This is a genomic window from Methylobacter sp. S3L5C (genome assembly GCF_022788635.1).
Taxonomy (GTDB): Bacteria; Pseudomonadota; Gammaproteobacteria; order Methylococcales; family Methylomonadaceae; genus Methylobacter_C.
On sequence record NZ_CP076024.1, the window covers coordinates 3,508,253 to 3,526,763 of the forward strand.

An 18,511-nucleotide genomic window follows, 5' to 3' on the forward strand; every position below is an offset into this window, starting at 1 on the left:
ATAGGAATTAATACACATGATATCTAAATTTATTCATCGTCCAGTACTATCCATCGTCATATCTATTTTCATCACATTATTGGGCTTGTTGTCTTTATTCCAACTTCCTGTTACGCAGTATCCCGATATCGCACCTCCTGAGGTTAATGTCACTACAAAATTTACTGGTGCTAATGCAGAAACCAGTGTCAAGGCTGTAGTAACACCTCTTGAGAGAGCGATAAATGGTGTGCCTGGGATGGCATATATGAATACAGTTTCCGGTAATGACGGAGTCAGTATCATACAGATTATTTTTAAAGCAGGAACTAATCCTGATATTGCCGCAGTAAACGTTCAAAACAGAGTGGCAGCCGTTTTGGATGAGTTACCTGAAGAAGTAATTAAAGCGGGAGTGGCTGTTGAAAAAGTTCAAAACAGTATGCTGCTCTACATTAACGTATTGAGTAACGATCCGTTATTAGACGAGAAGTTTCTGTTCAATTTTACAGACATCAATGTTCTTAAAGAAATTAAGCGGATTGAAGGAGTCGGATTCGCAGAAATATTGGGAGCACGGGAATATGCCATGCGAGTGTGGCTAAAGCCCGATATGATGCTGATGTACAACATCTCTGCTTTAGAAGTGATAGAAAAATTGAAAGCTCAAAATGTGGAAGCTGCACCAGGTAAAATTGGTGAAAGTTCCGGAAAAACCGCTCAATCGCTGCAATATGTTTTACGTTACACAGGAAAATACAAAACCCAGCATGATTACGAACAAATAATCATCAAGAGCAATGTAAATGGCGAATTTATTCGTCTAAAAGATATTGCCGGCATTGAATTCGACTCACAAGGTTACAAGGTCGTTTCCAAGGAAAACGGGCAGCCTTCTGCCGCCATAATATTAAAACAAAGGCCTGGATCCAATGCTAAAGATGTAATAAAAAATATAAAAAAACTCATGGCTGATATTAAAGATAACTCTTTTTTACCCGGCATGGATTACACCCTGAGTTATGATGTTTCCGAGTTTTTGGATGCGTCTATTCATGAAGTCATTAAAACATTACTGGAAGCCTTCTTATTGGTTGCTTTGGTGGTGTTTATCTTTTTACAGGATATTCGCTCAACTCTCATATCTATTATTGCTATACCGGTATCGCTTATCGGCACCTTTTTCTTTATGCAATTAATAGGCTTTTCCCTTAATCTCATCACGCTGTTTGCCTTGGTACTTTCCATAGGCATTGTCGTAGACAACGCCATCGTGGTTATTGAAGCCGTGCATACCAAAATGGAGCATTCAGGCATCGGGCCCCGCAAAGCAACCGAGCACGCCATGCGTGAAATTAGCGGGGCGATTATTGCGATCACCCTGGTCATGTCGGCAGTTTTTCTACCGGTTGCTTTTATGGAAGGATCTACCGGAATTTTTTACCGGCAATTTTCCCTAACCATGGCAGTTTCTATTGTCCTCTCAGGTATTACCGCACTCACATTAACGCCTGCGCTGTGCGCTCTGTTTCTTAAAAAAACCAATCACGCTGAAAAGCATAAAAAATCAGGACTTCAGAAATTTTTCACCGGATTTAATAATCGGTACGGCAGACTGTCTGATAACTACAAGAATCTGATCGACGCGATAGCCAACCGAAGGATTATTACGTTTGGAATCGTACTGGCATTTTCTGTGGGTACCGGTTTGATAGGGAAATTTGTGCCTGCGGGCTTTATTCCCGAGGAAGATCAAGGCACTATCTATGCCAATATCACTGCACCGCCGGGAGCAACCCTGGAACGTACTGAAAAAGTGGCGGATGAAGTGTATCGCATCGCATCGGGTTTAGATGCCGTTAAATCAGTTTCTAGTCTTGCCGGATTCAGCCTCCTCTCTGAAGGCACCGGTGCCGTTTATGGAATGAACCTCATCAGCTTAAAACACTGGGAAAAAAGAACTGTCTCTGATAAGGAAGTTATCAGCCTTCTTGAAGAAAAAACCAAACACATAAAAGATGCCAGCATAGAATTTTTCACCCCTCCTCCAGTGCCGGGTTATGGCAATTCGAGCGGCTTTGAAATGCGCTTGTTGGACAAAACCGGATCTAACGATCTTGAGCAATTGCAGAAAGTTTCTATTGCCTTTGTAGAAGAACTCAACAATCGCCCCGAGATTGTCAATGCCTTCACTACCTTCAACGCACGTTTTCCGCAATTTTTACTGCATATTGACGGTGATAAAGCCGCTCAAAAAGGCATTACTGCCAAGAATGCCATGAGTACTCTTCAAGCCCTCATAGGCAGTGAATATGCTACCAACTTTATTCGTTTCAGTCAGATGTATAAAGTCATGGTACAGGCGCTACCCGAATATCGTGCGCAACCTGACGATCTGATGAAGTTGTACATAAAAAATGAATCCGGAAATATGGTACCTTTTTCTTCCTTTCTTCGTATTGAAAAAGTTTATGGTCCGGAGCAGTTGACACGTTTCAATATGTATACCTCCGCCATGATCAATGGACAGTCTGCAGAAGGATATAGTAGCGGGCAGGCTATTGCGGCAATTAAAGACGTCGCCGCAAAAAAATTACCTAAAGGTTTTGGCTACGATTGGGCAGGGGCATCAAGAGACCAAGCCAACGCCGGCAATCAGGCTATTTATATTTTTATGGTTTGCCTGTTATTTGTTTACCTGGTTCTTGCGGCACAATATGAAAGTTTTTTGTTGCCTTTCGCGGTGATTCTTTCTCTGCCAATTGGCATCTTCGGCGCCTTGTTTTTACTCATGATTATGGGCTTGGAAAATAATATCTACGCACAAATAGCGATGATTATGCTCATTGGCATACTTGGGAAAAATGCCATTCTGATCATTGAATTTGCCACATTGAAACACCGCCAAGGGAAAACACCATTTGAAGCTGCCGTGGAAGCGGGTGTGCTAAGGTTACGCCCTATTTTAATGACCTCATTTGCATTTATTGCCGGGCTTATTCCGTTAATGTTTGCCTCGGGTGCAGGAGAGATAGGCAACAACACTATCGGTTCAGCAGCAGCAGGCGGAATGATTTTGGGGACCATTTTTGGGGTAATTATTATTCCAGGGCTATATGTGGTATTTGCAAGCATTGCCGATAAGTATCGTCACGACGGAACCAATGAAGAAGCTCCATTCACTGAAACTATTTAATATCTAAATGAAAACTAGAATTTATTATTGCCTAAGCATTTCGTTTTTACTGATACTTTTCAGTGGTTGCACAGCGCTCAATACAGACCTGTCTATTCCGGAAAAGGAAATGCCGGCAAGTTTCCAAAATCAAAAAAATAGCGCCACTATTGCAAGCATCAACTGGCGACAATACTTTACCGATACGCTACTGCTAAAGCTAATTGATACCGCCATAAGCAACAACATGGATTTGCAAATAGCATTGCAACGAATTGAAATGTCACGTTCAAGCGTAAAATTGGCAAACGGTGCACTGCTGCCGCAAGTCAGTTTGAATGTAGGAGGCGGCGTACGAAAATTCGGGCTTTACACAATGGATGGAGCAGGTAACGCCACAACCGAAATTACCCCCGGGCAAACCGTCCCCGTCAATTTACCCGACATTTATTTTGGATTACAGTCTTCATGGGAAATTGATGTTTGGGGCAAATTACGTAGCCAACGCAAGTCGGCTGTTTCGCAATATCTATCCAGCATTGAAGGTACGAACTTTGTCATTTCAACGCTGGTTGCGGATGTGGCTATTTTCTATAACGAACTATTGGCATCGGATAATGAACTCGAAATTATTCGACAGACCATCCAGAAACAACAGGAAGCGTTGGCGGTTATTAAACTGCAAAAAGACGCAGGGAGAGCCAATGAGTTGGCAGTGCAACAATTTAATGCACAGTTGCTTAATACCCAGGTTTTGGAAAAAAATGTACTGCAACAAATTACCGAAATTGAAAACAAAATTAACTTCTTGTTAGGTCGCTATCCGCAACCTGTTCAACGGGCAAAAAACATAATATTCAAAGAGCTTCCACAACAAATTTCAGCGGGATTTCCTTCGCAGTTATTGGTTAACCGCCCCGACATTCGTGAAGCAGAATTTCAAATTGAAGCCAGCAAGTTTAATTTAAAAGCAGCAAAGGCAGCGTTTTATCCGAACTTTAATATTACAGCGAGTTTCGGTTTTCAAGCCTTTAATCCAGAGTTTTTATTTTCGTCACCTGCCTCCATTGCCTATTCGGTGATGGGAACTTTAGTTGCACCAATCATCAACAGGAATGCATTAAAAGCAAGGTTCAGCACCGCAAAAGCAAACCAGTTGACTGCCATGTATAACTATCAAAAAACAGTTTTAAACGCCTATGTGGAAGTGGCCAATCAACTATCCAATATCCAGAATTTGCAACAAATCACTGCCCTTAAAAAACAACAAAGCGAGGTATTGCAACAATCTGTTACAACGGCTAATGAACTATATAAATATGCCAGGGCGAGCTACCTGGAAGTACTTATTGCACAACAAAATGCATTGCAATCCAATCTTGAATTGATCAATGTGACCAAGCAGCAGCGGTTATCAACAATTATCATTTACAAGGCATTGGGAGGAGGATGGCGGTAACCCGAATATTGGCACACTAAAGGAATACTGCTTAAGCATTTGGATTTGGCTGCTTTGCAATAAATAGTCAACAATCAATTAGACAAACTTCAACCACTGAACTTGATAAGGAGATAACCATGCCCAAGCCCAAAGTTCTTATCTTTGATGTAAACGAAACTTTGCTTGATCTCACTCCGGTAATTGTCAATGTAGTTGTCGCATCGACGGTTAAATCTTACTCTGGTTTGTTTTCTGAATAATCACTTCCTTGATAGCATTTTTTTGTTTAGGCCTTGTCTGGGTTAAGGTGGACTGTCTGGATTTTTCCCCAATTACGGGAGCTTCCAGTCCAGCGTTGCGGATGTTTAGCACGTGCTGCTTTGTAGACGGCTTTACGGTTATCCAGAAGCTTGTCGTCCAAGCCTTCATGACGTTGTGCTGGTGTAACAAAGCGGATAGCGCTGTGACGATGCTCATGGTTGTACCATTCCACTAAGCTTGTGACCCACTGACGCGCTTCCGTAACATCGGCGAACGGCTTTAGCGGATAGTTAGGACGATATTTCAAGGTCTTAAACAGCGATTCTGAGTACGGATTATCGTTGCTAACCGATGGCCGACTAAACGAAGGCATGACACCAAGCTGTTGCAAGGTCGCCAGCATAGTCGATCCCTTCATTGGGCTGCCGTTGTCAGAATGCAGGATAAGCTGTTCTGCCTGTATACCTTCACGATGACAAAGATCACGTAACAATTCGCCAGCCAAGGCGCTGTTTTCTTCTTCATATACCTGCCAACCGACGATCTTTCGGCTGAAAATATCAACAAATAGATACAGATAGAAAAACTGTCCACGGATCAGTGATGGCAGATAAGTAATGTCCCAACTGTACAGTTGATTAGGTGCTGTAGCACAGACCGCGCGCGGCTTGGTGCGTATTTGAACTGGCCGTTCGCTACGCCGATGGGTAAGCTGTTTTTCCTCGCGCAGGATGCGATAGAAGGTCGACTCAGACGCCAGATAGCTGCCTTGGTCGGCCAGTCGTGGCACGATCTGACTCGGTGGCAGATGACCAAATTCATCTGAATTGGCGAGTGTCAGCACCTCGGTGCGCTCGATTGCTGTTAGTTTGTGTGGCGGTTGATAGTCACGCAAAGGGCGTTGATCGCAGTGAATCGTCTCACCGGTCTGCCAGCGTTGCAAGGTCCGTTCGCTCAGGCCCAGCACCTCACAGGCTTTAGCTTTGCGAGCCCCCGCTGTTACCGATTCATTCAGTAAAACAATCACTTGCTTGCGCTCTTCGTGGGGAGTCATTCGACCTCTCCCCCCAAGAGCGCACGGAACTTTTTTTGCAGCACCAACAGCGCTGCGGCCTCTGCCAAGGCCTTGTCTTTACGTAATAATTCGCGCTCAAGAGTTTGGTTTTCTTCTTTCAATGTACGTAAAATCCGCGCTTCTTCACGTTTGCCTACTGAGTCACCCTGGCTACAAAAATCTGTTTTCCACTGCTCCAGTTGATGAATAAAAACGCCGCGTTCACGACACCAGGCATTTAAGTCTTCACCGATCAAATTATAGGTTTTTTGTAAAGCGGTAAAACGTTCTTCAGAACTCCAATCCTCGGGACGCTTTGATTTCCGGGGTGCAGGTTTGACGTTCTGTTCCTTCTGTTTCATCCAAGCCTTCAAGGTTGTTAAATGGATATTCAATTCGTTTGCGACGGACTGAACTGATTGGTCATTACCACGATTGTATACTTTTACCAGGGCCTGCTCTCTGAAGCCTACTGAATACCTTTTATATTTTTTCATTTTGAATCTCAAATTTTATTTTTTCTTAAAATTTGAGGCGACAACTATTCTGACGCAGGGGGCACTCCATTGAAAATCTCTGTCGAAAAAGCCCTCGGCGGACGAGAAGATCTTCTGCCGCTCTGGTTTTCAACGATACTGCACTACTCGCTTGTAGAAACCTTAAGCGAAAACTATAGCTTATAACTCGACAATATTTATGACCGTTAAAAGTTGAGTTTAAGCGGTTATTCTCTCTTTTTTGTCATTCGTATTTTTTTTGGTAATGGATTAAGCGGTTGCATTGCTGCTACCTCATCTTTGATTTCCATTCCTTTAACCAACACATCAAGATCCTTTGCAAGGGACTTAAGAACATTCTCCGGCAACTGAAATAGTGAATATTGCAATATACCCTGTGGCGGTGAAGGTGCCATATTTATTAATTGGGCACCCGCTTCAGTCAAAGTCACTGTGATAACTCGTTGGTCTTGACTTATACGTTCTCTGATTATCAAGTCTTTTTTTGCCAGCTTGTTTAGCATATTACTGGCCGTGGAATGATGAATTGACATGGCCTTGGCCAACTCTGTTACCTTCAATCCAGGTTTTTCTGATAGCTCCCAGAGTGCCCAGAGTTGAGCACTGGTGACGCCACAATGTGTTTCAATCCACTGAGAATGTTGTTGAACCGCTTTAAAAATCAACCGAAACCGTTTAAGCACCTCATGGGGCCATTGTTTTAAATCGTTAGCATTAACGATTTCAGCAGATGTTACTCCCTTAGTATTACGATTCATACACGGCAAAATCCAGTCTCAAAAGTATTGTTATCCACCAAACCACCCGTGTAAATGGGTTTATTTCAACCTTTTCGTGGCGGTCATTATCGTTGCTTTAAGTATAAGCGTTTGTAAAATAGCATATATCGGTATCTGGCACATTCATTGCTTTTATGTTTGTACAAACATTGTTTGTACTTTAGAATGTCAATAGCAGCGCTACTGGCCGACTAATTATTAATTAGAGGACATGATTATACAAGCCCTTCGAACTATCGAACCGCCAAACCTTCATGTAACTTTAAACAGTAAATAATCATTCCAGGTAAGAGTTATGAATAAATTCAAAAAAATGGCAGTTTTAAGTGCATTTTTATTTGCTCAACCGATGTCCAGTTTTGCTGGTGAAGCGACAAACAATATGTTCGGCGTATGGGGTTCGGCAACATTGCAAGGTGATTTTAAAGCATTGTCGTCCAGCCTTAATAAATTTAATTGGCTGATAATGGATCAAAGCCGTACCCGTGAGGATTCGCCCAGTGGCTCAAGATACACCGAAAATCTGTTATTCAGTCAAGTTGGCTATCAATTAACGGATAACGCCTCGTTTGCACTGGGTTATGTGCATGATTGGATTCACCCGCTAGACAAGACGGCTTATCAGGAAAGTCGTCCCTATCAGGATTTGGTCTGGAACCAAACTATTGATGGATTTAAGCTCTTGAGCCGTACCCGGTTTGAGGAACGCATTAATCAAGCATCCACGACCGGACCCAGTGATACCGGATATCGTGCCAGACAATTATTGCAAATAAACCATCCTCTACCATTTTTTGACGGCCTAAGTGCTTACGTTGGTGATGAGGTTTTGGGTTACATGAATCAAAACCAATGGGGCAAGCAAGGCTTTTCCGAAAACCGTGTTTTAGCCGGATTAAGTTACCAATTTACGCCTAAAGCGGGAGCAGATTTAGGTTATTTAGGACAATATATAGACAATCTAACTGGTAACAACTTGTTCACGCATAATTTACAAGCCAATATCCGTTATAAATTTTAGTAACCCATGTGAGTGTAAGCATTATCGACCTACACACTATTTAGACTCATAGAACTCAACTTGAAAATTACAGACTTATTTAAGAGCGTTATATCATCAAAAAGAATGTGCTAAAAAATACACACGATAGCTCGCTGATCCTGGAAAGGCAACGTCACCGCTTGCTGGTACCCTCGATTTTACTGGGATTACTGACGGGTGCAATTTCAGTCGGAGTCAATCTATCCCTGAGTTACGGAGAAGAATTCCGTAACCGGGTTATCGATTTTGCTCATCAACAAGTCATCATCGGCCCTTGGATCATGATGGGATTTACGGTAATGGCAGTATGCCTTTCGGTGGGACTAGTCAGTCGTTTTGCGCCAGAAGCGTCCGGCAGCGGCATTTCGCATTTGAAAGGAGTAATGCAGGGCTGCTGGCCTTTTCGCTGGTTACGGGTGTTAGTGATCAAGTTTGTAAGTATGATTATTGGGGCCAGTGCCGGTTTGATGCTTGGCCGCGCAGGGCCAACTGTGCATATGGGTGGTGCAATTGGGCAAGGACTGGTAAATTCATGGCCTAACCAGACCTTTAAGGATCGTTCGGTATTAATAGCTGCGGGCGGTGGTGCCGGCTTGGCTGCTGCATTTAACTCGCCGCTGGCCGGACTGGTGTTTGTGCTTGAGGAACTGGACTCAAGATGCTCATCGTTCGAGTTTTTTGCCGCTGGCATCGCCTGCCTTTCTGCCGATATGGTGTGCCGTATAGTACTCGGACAATATCCTACTTTTCACCTGGTCATAGCCGGAACCCCACCACTGGATATACTAATTGCATTCTTACCGTTGGGAATCGTATCGGCCTTACTTGGCTATCTATTCAACAGGACATTGCTGACAGCCCAAAAATTGATCAGCCTACCTTTATGGCCAAGATTTTTTTGGTGGTTTGTTCTGGCAGCCATGGTAACTACCATCGGTTGGTTGACGCCGGATTTATTGGGGGGTGGCCAGGATTTTGTCAACTCTATTTTAGAAGGTAGGGTGTTTACACTACAGACGATCGTACTGTTTTTTATAATCCGCTTTATAGTGACCATCGGTAGTTCCAGTTCCGGTGCCGCAGGCGGAATCTTCATGCCGGTTCTTGTTCTCGGTGCTTTGCTAGGTTTGGGCGTCGGCAGCATTATCCAACTGCTGTTTCCCGAGTTGAATGTTGACGCGAAATTGTTTGCCGTTGTTGGCATGGCTTCCTACTTTACCGGAGTAGTACGGGCACCTTTGACAGGTATCGTGTTGATCATTGAAATGACCGGAAATTACACGTTGATACTGCCTTTATTTGTGGCCTGTTTTTCAGCGCAGATTGTCGCCGATTGGTTGAGAGTCGTGCCTATCTATGATGCGTTACTGGAAAACACCATCAAAAAAAACGAATCAAGAGAACTGGCGCTATCAAACGGCATTAATTAAAAAATCAACTAAAAGCATATAATGTATAAATCAGTTACCGAAAAATTGTATCTGAAAAAAACAAAAAGCGTCTGGCAATTGATTATTTTCATTTAAATTCAGTTCATTGAACTGTAACTCAACTAACAAAGGAACCACCCTATGGAAACCTATCCTTCTGAACTTCTGCTGATCTTGTTCGTTGCGATGCTGGCACCACTTCTTGTCGAATTGCCAAATAGTTTTCGCATGCCTGTCGTGGCGCTTGAAGTTATTTTAGGAATGCTGATAGGTCCTCATGTATTCAACCTAACCAGTCCTGATGGTATGATCAGTACGCTCGGAGAGCTCGGTTTGACTTTTTTGCTATTCATGGTCGGGCTTGAAATTGATTTTAGCAAGATTCGCGGCAAACCCTTATCACTGGCAGTAGGTGGCTGGTGTCTCTCGCTTAGTCTGGCATTTGTTTGTATGTTGTTCTTTCAATCAATAGAGCTCATAGAATCCCCCCCTTTATTGGCGGCAGTCGCCTTATCCACTACCGCCTTGGGTGTACTATCGCCAATTCTGCGTGATCGAGGCGAATTAAACTCTAAATTCGGAACGTATATGATTGCTGCCGCTGCCGTCGGTGAGTTCGGCCCCTTGCTGGTTATTTCGATGTTACTGATTCCGACGCATAGTACTTTCATACATACATTGTTCATGGTAATTTTTATTATCATTGCCTTTGCTACTGCGTATATTTCGCTAAATACTCGTTCATTACGGTTGATTGAAATGATGACTCGTACTATGCAAAGTAGTGGTCAACTTCCTGTAAGAATTTGTATTCTGCTTCAGATTCTATTCGTTGCACTCGCCGCTAAATTTGGCTTGAATATCGTGATGGGGGCGTTTACTGCAGGCATCGTCGTTGGGCTCGCCACTAAAGGAAAAGAAGGCGAATTATTACGGCATAAGCTGGATGCGATAGGTTATGGTTTTCTGATACCGATCTTCTTTATCGTTGCCGGCATGAACTTTGAAATCAGCGCCTTATGGTCGGCCCCTTTGGCTCCCGTGCAAGTGGCACTTTTATTGGGTTTAATGCTCTTTATTCGGGGAGTTTCGTTATTCTTATATAGGAAGGAACTGACTCCCGAAGAACAAATGCCTTTCGCATTCTATTCCGCAACAGGTTTACCGCTGATTCTTATCATTAGCGAAATCGGTGTTTCCTCTGGACTTATACCACCAGACAGGGCGGCTATACTGGTTAGTGCAGGTATGATTTCGGTCCTGCTGTTTCCAATACTGGCCGTTAAATTACGCGGAAAATTTACTCTGCCTTGGTAATAATCATCAGATAAGCCGTGATTATTAACAGTTAAGGCTTTGCTAAGAACAACCGTGTATGCAAGTCTCTTCATACACGATTCAAGCCTTTCTAAAGCTTTTTTCATAACCCGACACACTACCTTTGCAACACACATTTACAACCGACATACCAGTGATTAGGGTTTAAGGTGCAGTGAAACAATTATGGCTTTATATTCCCTTGTTTCACAGACGCCGTGATTAATGGGTTTGTAAGCCCACTCAAACCACCGGAAATTCCGGCGTAAAAATTTTCAGTCTTTATTCCAATGTCAAATCCGCCACAATTGCATAAAAATAAATGGCCTGCCCCTTATCACGGAAGGTGTATTGACCGTTTAAATGAATGTTCTGCCAATGGGTTCCTTTTTACCCCCAACCAGCGGGATTTCTGATCGTAATTGGTGATAGGATTCGATCCGGTTTTGCATACGCTCCAAATTGGCGGAGGTTATTTTTACGAGTTACCTTACTGCGCGTTCAGCTCTTTTTTTAGTGAGATGTAAAGTTTGGTCGTAATAATCTCAGCATTATGAAGGTCCGTCAAAGTCAAACTTAGTGATTCTTTCAACAAGTTATTCACAGTTTGTCGATTTAACCTGTCCAGCAGTTTCTGATTGGATTGGATTTTATTTTTCATCCGATCTTCAGTCCACATCTGTAACTCTTTAAAAACTGTCAATACATTATCAAGAGCTTGCTTATCATCAAATATCTCATATAACCGTGAATGTTCTATAGTTGACAGCACCTCAATCGATTTAGCAATCAACTTATACTGAGCTCGATAATATAAATACACTTCCTCCGGATCGGGCTGTTTAGGTTTCAGGAATAACGCTCTACGAAAAAAATTTATAAAAGGAAGATAAAACCAGTCGGTAAAATGCTCGTTAATGGCGATTAATTGCTTTTTCCCTTGCTCGACTCGGGCGACCTGAATTTCCAGCATATTAAGTATTTTCTTGTAACCGGCTTCGTTTATTTCACCACGCCGGAAAATTTCCTTCAGTTCCGCTTTCTCCAAACCAAGCACATACAGACGTAACATACCTTCGATAACATGAGAAGAATCGGCAAAGACTTGCCTGGATTCATCCACATGCTGATCATGCAAGGTACGGTAATAAACAGATAGCGTCTTATGTTGATCTGCACTGATCTCTTTAGTGGCAAGCAAGTAATTTAGTTTATTCAACATGTCCAGATAAATGAGCGCCTTGGTTTTAAAGTAGCTCAATTTTTCATGAGAAGACAAAACATCAATTTTTAGCTTTCGAATAAAAAATCCGATGGTGGTGGCTTTAACCAAAAGCGAAAAATAGATACAACCAATCGTAATAGCGGTAATAAAATCCTTTATTGAAAAAGGTAAAGTCCAATTCGGCAAGTTCAAATCATCAGGAATCAACAGCACCATCACTATAGCCAAGGCACCACGCAAACTACCCCACGCCATCAGTTTTTGCCAATTTTCTGGAATGCGTTCTTCCAATTTTAGGGTATTGACAACGGAAACTGACAGGTAAACTGAAACAACCCGGGCAATTACGACCACCGAAATCATGACCATAATAGGTAAAAACGCAACCTTTAGCTCAATCGAGAGATTAGCGAACATTTTCCCCATTAGAATAAAGACCAGAGAATTTGCAACAAAGGCAAAATAACTCCAGAATTTATCCATATATTTTTCAACGCCGTGAGACATTTTAAAACGGCCAAAATTGCCCATGACCATTGACGAAATCGAGGTAGCAATAATAGAAGATAGATGTATTTCCTGACCCAGAATGACCAAGTGCTCGGAAATCAGTTCTGTAAGGATAAAAGTGAAATGAGCAACCAGCAAAGTCAGCGTTATTTCCAGGTGTTCATTACCACTGACCCATTGAATCAGTTTTGAAAACATAAGCCCCATTAACAGGCCAAATAACCCACCTCCGATCAACATAGTGGTGAAAGAAAAAATAGCCTGTTGTATCGTCGAATAGCCGGTATAACCGTGAGCAAATATATCGAGGAACACCATAAACAAAGCGAAAGAAGTCGCATCATTAAACAAGCTCTCACCTTCAAAAATGAGGGTAAGCCGATGTGGAGCACCATAATCCTTAAATAAGGACAGAACAGCGACCGGATCGGTTGAAGAAATAATGGCCCCAAACATTAATGTTACGAATATAGGTACATTCAGACCTATCTCGTGTAATGCCCATTGTCCAACAAAACCAATAAAGACTGTGGATATCAGGAGCCCAAAAATAGCTAGAATACCCATGGAATATTTATTTTCTTTAATATTCCTTAATTTCATATTGTAGGCCGACTCAAAAATAAGAATAGGCAAAAAGACAAAAAATAACGATTCCGGTGTCAGCCGGAAACTATTAATAAAACTGAATGCCTTCATCTGGGAGAGTGGCACCAATAAGGAGCCAGCTATGACCAATAATACGGTATAGGGCATCCGTGTTTTAATAGCGACTAAATTCACTATTAAAGCAATAAACAACAGTGTAAAAATGGATAAAAATACATCAATATTCATTTGTAACTCGCAAAATTATTATATTAGGTTCCATTATGTTGGACTTAGGGTCAGGTCGTCAAACCCACAAATTGCCTGAAAATTATTGGGATATGAACCCTTCTCTCTAATGTTTAAAATCATTTCACAGTAACGGCACAGCTTTCGTAGACATCAAACTTTCTAAACATTGAACAAAAAGATAAACGTCAAAAAAGAATGCGCCATAAGCCGCTAGTACCGCTTTCTGATTTATTGCTGACGTCAATTGAACTTAAACAGCGGACAAAGTTTTGGCCAACTACCGCCTGCCACGCAGACGTGTTTAATATTGATGCTAGCAATCAGTCAGCGTTGATATATCAGGTAAAATTAGCGCTAAAAATTCGAAATTACTGATATAGCATCTGACATAATCAAATTGACTGAGTAGCAAATTACTTGAAGTGCCTTATCAGGTTAAAAAATGTTAAAAGACTTTTGAATGACTATTTACTACATGAAGTTGATGAATGTTATAAAAGCAGCTCGCGCTTATGAAAATATTTAATGGTTAACGTGAGGATTCTTCGTTGTTGAAACGTCTTATAATGGAACGAGCAATGCTGTTTACACTTACCAATCGTGTAAATGCAGGCTGTGAGATAATCCGGTTGACCTTAATCATTTTTTAATTTAATGAGTTTATACTTATAAAAGCTAACAAAACATACCTGTTTTTTTATTGCTATATAATCTCACTACAATCGGAGACATGTTTAACGATGAAAACGAAAATCGCCCTATTTTTAGGACTGCTGTTTATGACCAATGTGAGTTTTGCTAATTTAAAGATTGGCATTGTTAATATGCCTGCCGTTCTTGAGAAAGCACCCCAAGCAGAAAAAGCCAAAAAACGTCTAGAACAAGAGTTTTCGCCGCGCGATAAGCAGTTGGTTGCTCAACAAAAAGAAATCGAAAGCATAGCGAAAAAAATATCTAAAGATGCTCCTGTGATGAGTAAATCCCAGCAAGCTAAATTAGAAAAAGATATTTCAATTAAAAAAAGAAATGCACAAAGAGCGCAACAGGAATTTAGCCAAGATTTTAATGCGCGTCGTAATGAAGAACAGGGGAAATTACAAAGCCATATCGTTGAAGTTATCCGGAGTATAGCCAAAGATCAAAGCTTTGATTTATTACTCACCGATGGCGTTGTTTATGCCGGTGAACAGATTGATGTCACGACTCAAGTTCAACAAAAATTAGCAGCCCAACCCAATTAACTGATGTTTACCGTCAGCCCTTGAGACCCACAGATTCAGTAAACCTGGGGGATCATCCACTTCGTTAGCTACTACATTCATAAAATGACTTGATAGCCTTTTTTCTGTTTGGCTGCGCATAATTTTTGTCCCGCTAGCTGTGCTTCCGTCTCGGTATCGAACCAATCCTTCCGAACAGTTCCTGGTGAACCTGCCCTGCCCCACTCTTTAACCAGCGACCAGTCATCAAAAAGGCCTGGCATTATAAATAACTGATAAAACCGGTGTAGATTTTTGTCCGGGTCATGTCTTTCCAGGTAAATATGTTTCATGGCTCACCTCTGTTTTTAGTACGTTGTGTCGTGAATCAACTGTCGTAGGTTTTTAATAAGGTATAGATGGTTTGCCGGGTGACGTTAAAATGTCGGGCAATCGCTATCTTGGTAGCGCCCCCGTTAAACATCGCCAGGGCCATGTCTTTATTCAGTTCATTGAATGCTTTTGGCCGACCAAATTTTGTACCTTTGTTTTTGGCGGCCGCCAGTCCGGCTTTAACTCGCTCCCGAATCAAGCCGCGCTCGAATTCAGCGAGTGAGCCAAAAATATGAAAGATCAGTTTGCCAGTCGGAGAGGTGGTATCGATATTTTCCGTCAGTGATTGAAAACCAATCTCGCGATTTTCGAGATCCGCGATCACTTCAATTAAATGTTGTAAACTTAGGCCCAGACGATCCAGTTTCCAGACAATTAAACTATCCCCTGTCCTGAGCGATTTTAGAATAGCTCATTTACTCAAGCATCCCAAGCAGTTACAGGCAAGCACAAAGATTATTTCCTGACCTGGAATTTAGTGATTGCTCTTGTTAACTTACGCTATGACTGTATTTAGGAAGGATGTTTATTGTAGATTTCAATAGCAGAAAGCATTGCTGCGATTGATTTTTCCAACATTAGCCAAGATCTGGATTTCATCCTGTTCTTTTATAAAATGTTAATAAATTATTTATCAAAGACTAAATAACATAGACTATTTATATAATTTTTAGGTAAAAATAGCTGTTAACGGTAATTTATACCGATAGTTGAGCAACCGAGCCGAGTGCATTCCAATGATTAAAAAGGTATCATTGCAGCCAGTACTGTTTTTTCCTTCCTGACGTTTACGATCGGCAAGATGCCGTTAAAGCAGATCGTTTATGGAGCTTGTCGCCCCGTCATTCAACAAAAAGAGCACATGGATCACTCTACACATAATAAAATTGTCAGCTTTATCTGGTCAATCGCAGACGACTGCCTTAGGGATGTTTTTGTACGCGGCAAGTATCGCGATGTCATTCTGCCGATGTTCGTCTTGCGGCGTTTGGACTGTTTATTAGAGCCAAGCAAAGCAGCTGTACTCGAAGAAATTCGCTTTCAGCATGATGACGCCGACATGGCCGATCTTGATCCCCACGGCCTTCGCGATGCTTCCGGCTATGTGTTTTACAATACCTCCCGCTTTACGTTAAAAACCCTGCTTGGCAATCATTCCCAGTTGGAAGCCAATCTCAAGAACTATCTGGACGGCTTCTCGGATAACGTAAAGGAAATAATCGACAAATTTGATTTACGCAACCAGATTCGCAAGATGCAGCAATCTGATGTGTTGCACGATGTGATTGAAAAATTTGTCTCCGAAGAGATCAATCTCAGTCCGGATGATCGTAAAGGGCCTGATGGCCGCACGCTGACCGGCTTATCCAACCTTGGCATGGGCTATGTGTTCGAAGAGCTGATCCGTAAGTTCAACGAAGAAAATAACGAAGAGGCCGGCGAGCATTTCACGCCGCGCGAAGTTATTAAATTGATGACAAATTTGGTCTTCATTCAGGTTAAAGATCAGCTACCGAATCCACTGACAATCTACGACCCGGCTTGCGGTAGCGGCGGCATGCTCACCGAGTCGCAGGACTTCATCACCGACCCTGAAGGCGAAATCAAAGCCAAAGTCGGCGTGTACCTGTACGGCAAAGAGATCAACCCGGAAACTTACGCCATCTGTAAATCCGATATGATGATCAAGGGCAACGATCCCGAGAACATCCGCTTTGGCTCCACGTTGGCGACTAACGACTTCTCGGGCAAACGCTTTGACTTTATGTTGACCAATCCACCCTATGGAAAATCATGGTCCAGCGAGCAACGACATATTCTGGATGGTAAAGATGTTGTGGATCAGCGTTTTGAAGTTGAACTTAGCGATTTTCGCAATGGCGACGCCAAAAAAGAACGCGCCATACCCCGTTCGTCAGATGGTCAGCTGCTATTTCTGATGGAAATGGTAGACAAGATGAAGCGTCGCACCGACAGCCCGTTGGGCTCACGTATTGCCTCGGTTCATAACGGGTCGGCGCTCTTCACCGGTGACGCGGGCAGCGGCGAAAGCAACATCCGCCGTCATATCATCGAGAACGACTATCTTGAAGCTATTATCCAACTGCCCAATAACCTCTTCTATAACACCGGAATCACCACTTACGTCTGGGTACTGTCGAATCACAAGGCTAAGCAACGCCAAGGCAAAGTTCAGTTGATCGACGCTTCAAATCTGTATCAGAAGCTACGCAAAAACCTTGGCGCAAAAAACTGCGAGTTTAGCGAGGATCATATCAGCCAGATTACCCGGCTTTATCTCGATATACCCAATGAAGGTATATCCAAAGTTTTTAGTAATCGTGATTTCGGCTACTACAAAGTCACCATAGATAGGCCCTTGCGGCTTGCGGCACAATTTAACGCCGAACGTATCGTCACTCTCCGGTTCACACCGGGTATGCAGGAAATCATGGAATGGGCCTACGGTAAATACGGCGAAGAAGTCTACGCCGACCTGAAACCCCATGCCAAAGCTATCGAAACGCATCTGGAGCACGAGGAAATAACCCTCTCTCCCAAGAATCGCAAAGAGCTGGTTTCTGAGGCAACCTGGTGCGCACAGCGAAACATTATGCAGGCAGCGCAACAAATCGCCGAAAAAATAGGTACTGATGAGCATCTGGACTTTAATCAATTTGAGGCGCAGGTAGACGATGCCATCAAGGCTTTGGGCTTGAAGCTATCGGCTCAAGAACGCAAGCAAATCATCAATGCGGTGAGCTGGCGTGACGAGCGTGCCGCCAAAGTGATCAAAAAACTGCATAAGCTCAGTGGTTCAAAGCTACGCGATTTAGAAGAAGATCTGAAAACCACAAATGACAAACTGATCGACTATGGCTACTGGCCGACCAATAAGGCGGGCGACTATATTGAATACGAAGCTGACAGCGAACTGCGTGACACCGAAAATATACCGTTGGCTAACAATGCCGAAACGTCAACTTCCAGTATTATCCATGACTACTTCATGCTGGAAGTGCGCCCACATGTTGATGACGCCTGGATCACGCTGAACAAAACCGTAATTGGCTATGAAATCAGTTTCAACAAATACTTCTACCGGCATAAACCGCTACGTAGTTTGCAAGAAGTCACTCAGGAAATTCTGACACTGGAAGCTGAGACCGATGGTTTATTGAAACAATTGGTCAGTTTTGTTGAGGCCGTCTAATGCAGCGGTATGAAAGCTACAAACCGAGTGGCGTTGAGTGGTTAGGAGATATTCCGGATCATTAGAAAACAAGGCAATTACGATGGTTAATTGATTTTGTAGAGCGCGGCACAGCTCCATCGTATGCTGATAAC

General features: G+C 42.6%; 12 protein-coding genes and 1 pseudogene. 8 read left to right on the top strand and 5 right to left on the bottom strand.

Annotated features, from left to right (window positions below; translation table 11 throughout):
- Positions 1 to 16 precede the first annotated feature (16 nt).
- The 3 genes from KKZ03_RS15830 to KKZ03_RS21845 all read left to right on the top strand — a co-directional run bounded on the left by KKZ03_RS15830 (position 17) and on the right by KKZ03_RS21845 (position 4,855).
- Positions 17 to 3,175, top strand: coding sequence for an efflux RND transporter permease subunit (locus tag KKZ03_RS15830; RefSeq protein WP_243217767.1), 3,159 nt, complete (start codon positions 17 to 19; stop codon positions 3,173 to 3,175).
- 7 nt (positions 3,176 to 3,182) lie between these two features.
- On the top strand, positions 3,183 to 4,613 hold the full coding sequence (locus tag KKZ03_RS15835; protein WP_243217768.1) for an efflux transporter outer membrane subunit: 1,431 nt from the start codon (positions 3,183 to 3,185) through the stop codon (positions 4,611 to 4,613).
- A 119-nt stretch (positions 4,614 to 4,732) separates the two neighbouring features.
- Positions 4,733 to 4,855, top strand: coding sequence for a hypothetical protein (locus KKZ03_RS21845; protein ID WP_256451978.1), 123 nt, complete (start codon positions 4,733 to 4,735; stop codon positions 4,853 to 4,855).
- Between the two features lie 26 nt (positions 4,856 to 4,881).
- Here the strand turns inward: KKZ03_RS21845 and KKZ03_RS15840 are convergent.
- Positions 4,882 to 6,407: pseudogene (locus tag KKZ03_RS15840) on the bottom strand (IS3 family transposase).
- A gap of 227 nt (positions 6,408 to 6,634) precedes the next feature.
- A complete protein-coding gene (locus KKZ03_RS15845) occupies positions 6,635 to 7,186 on the bottom strand; it encodes a MarR family winged helix-turn-helix transcriptional regulator (protein ID WP_243217769.1) in 552 nt (183 codons plus the stop codon).
- A 316-nt stretch (positions 7,187 to 7,502) separates the two neighbouring features.
- Here KKZ03_RS15845 and KKZ03_RS15850 point away from each other — a divergent pair, with 316 nt between their 5' ends.
- From KKZ03_RS15850 to KKZ03_RS15860, 3 genes are all read left to right on the top strand, one after another.
- Positions 7,503 to 8,228, top strand: a complete 726-nt coding sequence (locus KKZ03_RS15850) for a DUF2490 domain-containing protein (RefSeq protein ID WP_243217770.1) — start codon at positions 7,503 to 7,505, stop codon at positions 8,226 to 8,228.
- A 107-nt stretch (positions 8,229 to 8,335) separates the two neighbouring features.
- Positions 8,336 to 9,679, top strand: a complete 1,344-nt coding sequence (gene clcA, locus KKZ03_RS15855) for a H(+)/Cl(-) exchange transporter ClcA (RefSeq protein WP_243217771.1) — start codon at positions 8,336 to 8,338, stop codon at positions 9,677 to 9,679.
- Between the two features lie 141 nt (positions 9,680 to 9,820).
- The gene (locus KKZ03_RS15860) at positions 9,821 to 10,996 is read left to right on the top strand and encodes a cation:proton antiporter (RefSeq protein ID WP_243217772.1); all 1,176 of its coding nucleotides are present in this window, start codon (positions 9,821 to 9,823) and stop codon (positions 10,994 to 10,996) included.
- Positions 10,997 to 11,486: 490 nt separating this feature from the next.
- Here the strand turns inward: KKZ03_RS15860 and KKZ03_RS15865 are convergent, their stop codons facing one another.
- Positions 11,487 to 13,568: a sodium:proton antiporter gene (locus KKZ03_RS15865; RefSeq protein ID WP_243217773.1), complete on the bottom strand. Its 2,082-nt coding sequence runs from the start codon at positions 13,566 to 13,568 to the stop codon at positions 11,487 to 11,489.
- A 743-nt stretch (positions 13,569 to 14,311) separates the two neighbouring features.
- Here KKZ03_RS15865 and KKZ03_RS15870 point away from each other — a divergent pair.
- The gene (locus KKZ03_RS15870) at positions 14,312 to 14,812 is read left to right on the top strand and encodes an OmpH family outer membrane protein (protein ID WP_243217774.1); all 501 of its coding nucleotides are present in this window, start codon (positions 14,312 to 14,314) and stop codon (positions 14,810 to 14,812) included.
- A gap of 77 nt (positions 14,813 to 14,889) precedes the next feature.
- On the opposite strand, the gene KKZ03_RS15875 is transcribed toward KKZ03_RS15870, so the two are convergent.
- Both KKZ03_RS15875 and KKZ03_RS15880 read right to left on the bottom strand, forming a co-directional pair.
- Positions 14,890 to 15,123 (bottom strand): WGR domain-containing protein, encoded by a 234-nt coding sequence (locus KKZ03_RS15875; RefSeq protein ID WP_243217775.1) that lies wholly within the window; start codon positions 15,121 to 15,123, stop codon positions 14,890 to 14,892.
- 35 nt (positions 15,124 to 15,158) lie between these two features.
- Positions 15,159 to 15,572: a recombinase family protein gene (locus tag KKZ03_RS15880; protein ID WP_256452034.1), complete on the bottom strand. Its 414-nt coding sequence runs from the start codon at positions 15,570 to 15,572 to the stop codon at positions 15,159 to 15,161.
- A gap of 453 nt (positions 15,573 to 16,025) precedes the next feature.
- On the opposite strand from KKZ03_RS15880, the gene KKZ03_RS15885 reads away from it, so the two are divergent.
- Entirely contained in the window at positions 16,026 to 18,377 is a 2,352-nt protein-coding gene (locus KKZ03_RS15885) for a class I SAM-dependent DNA methyltransferase (RefSeq protein ID WP_243217776.1), read from the top strand.
- Positions 18,378 to 18,511: the final 134 nt, after the last annotated feature.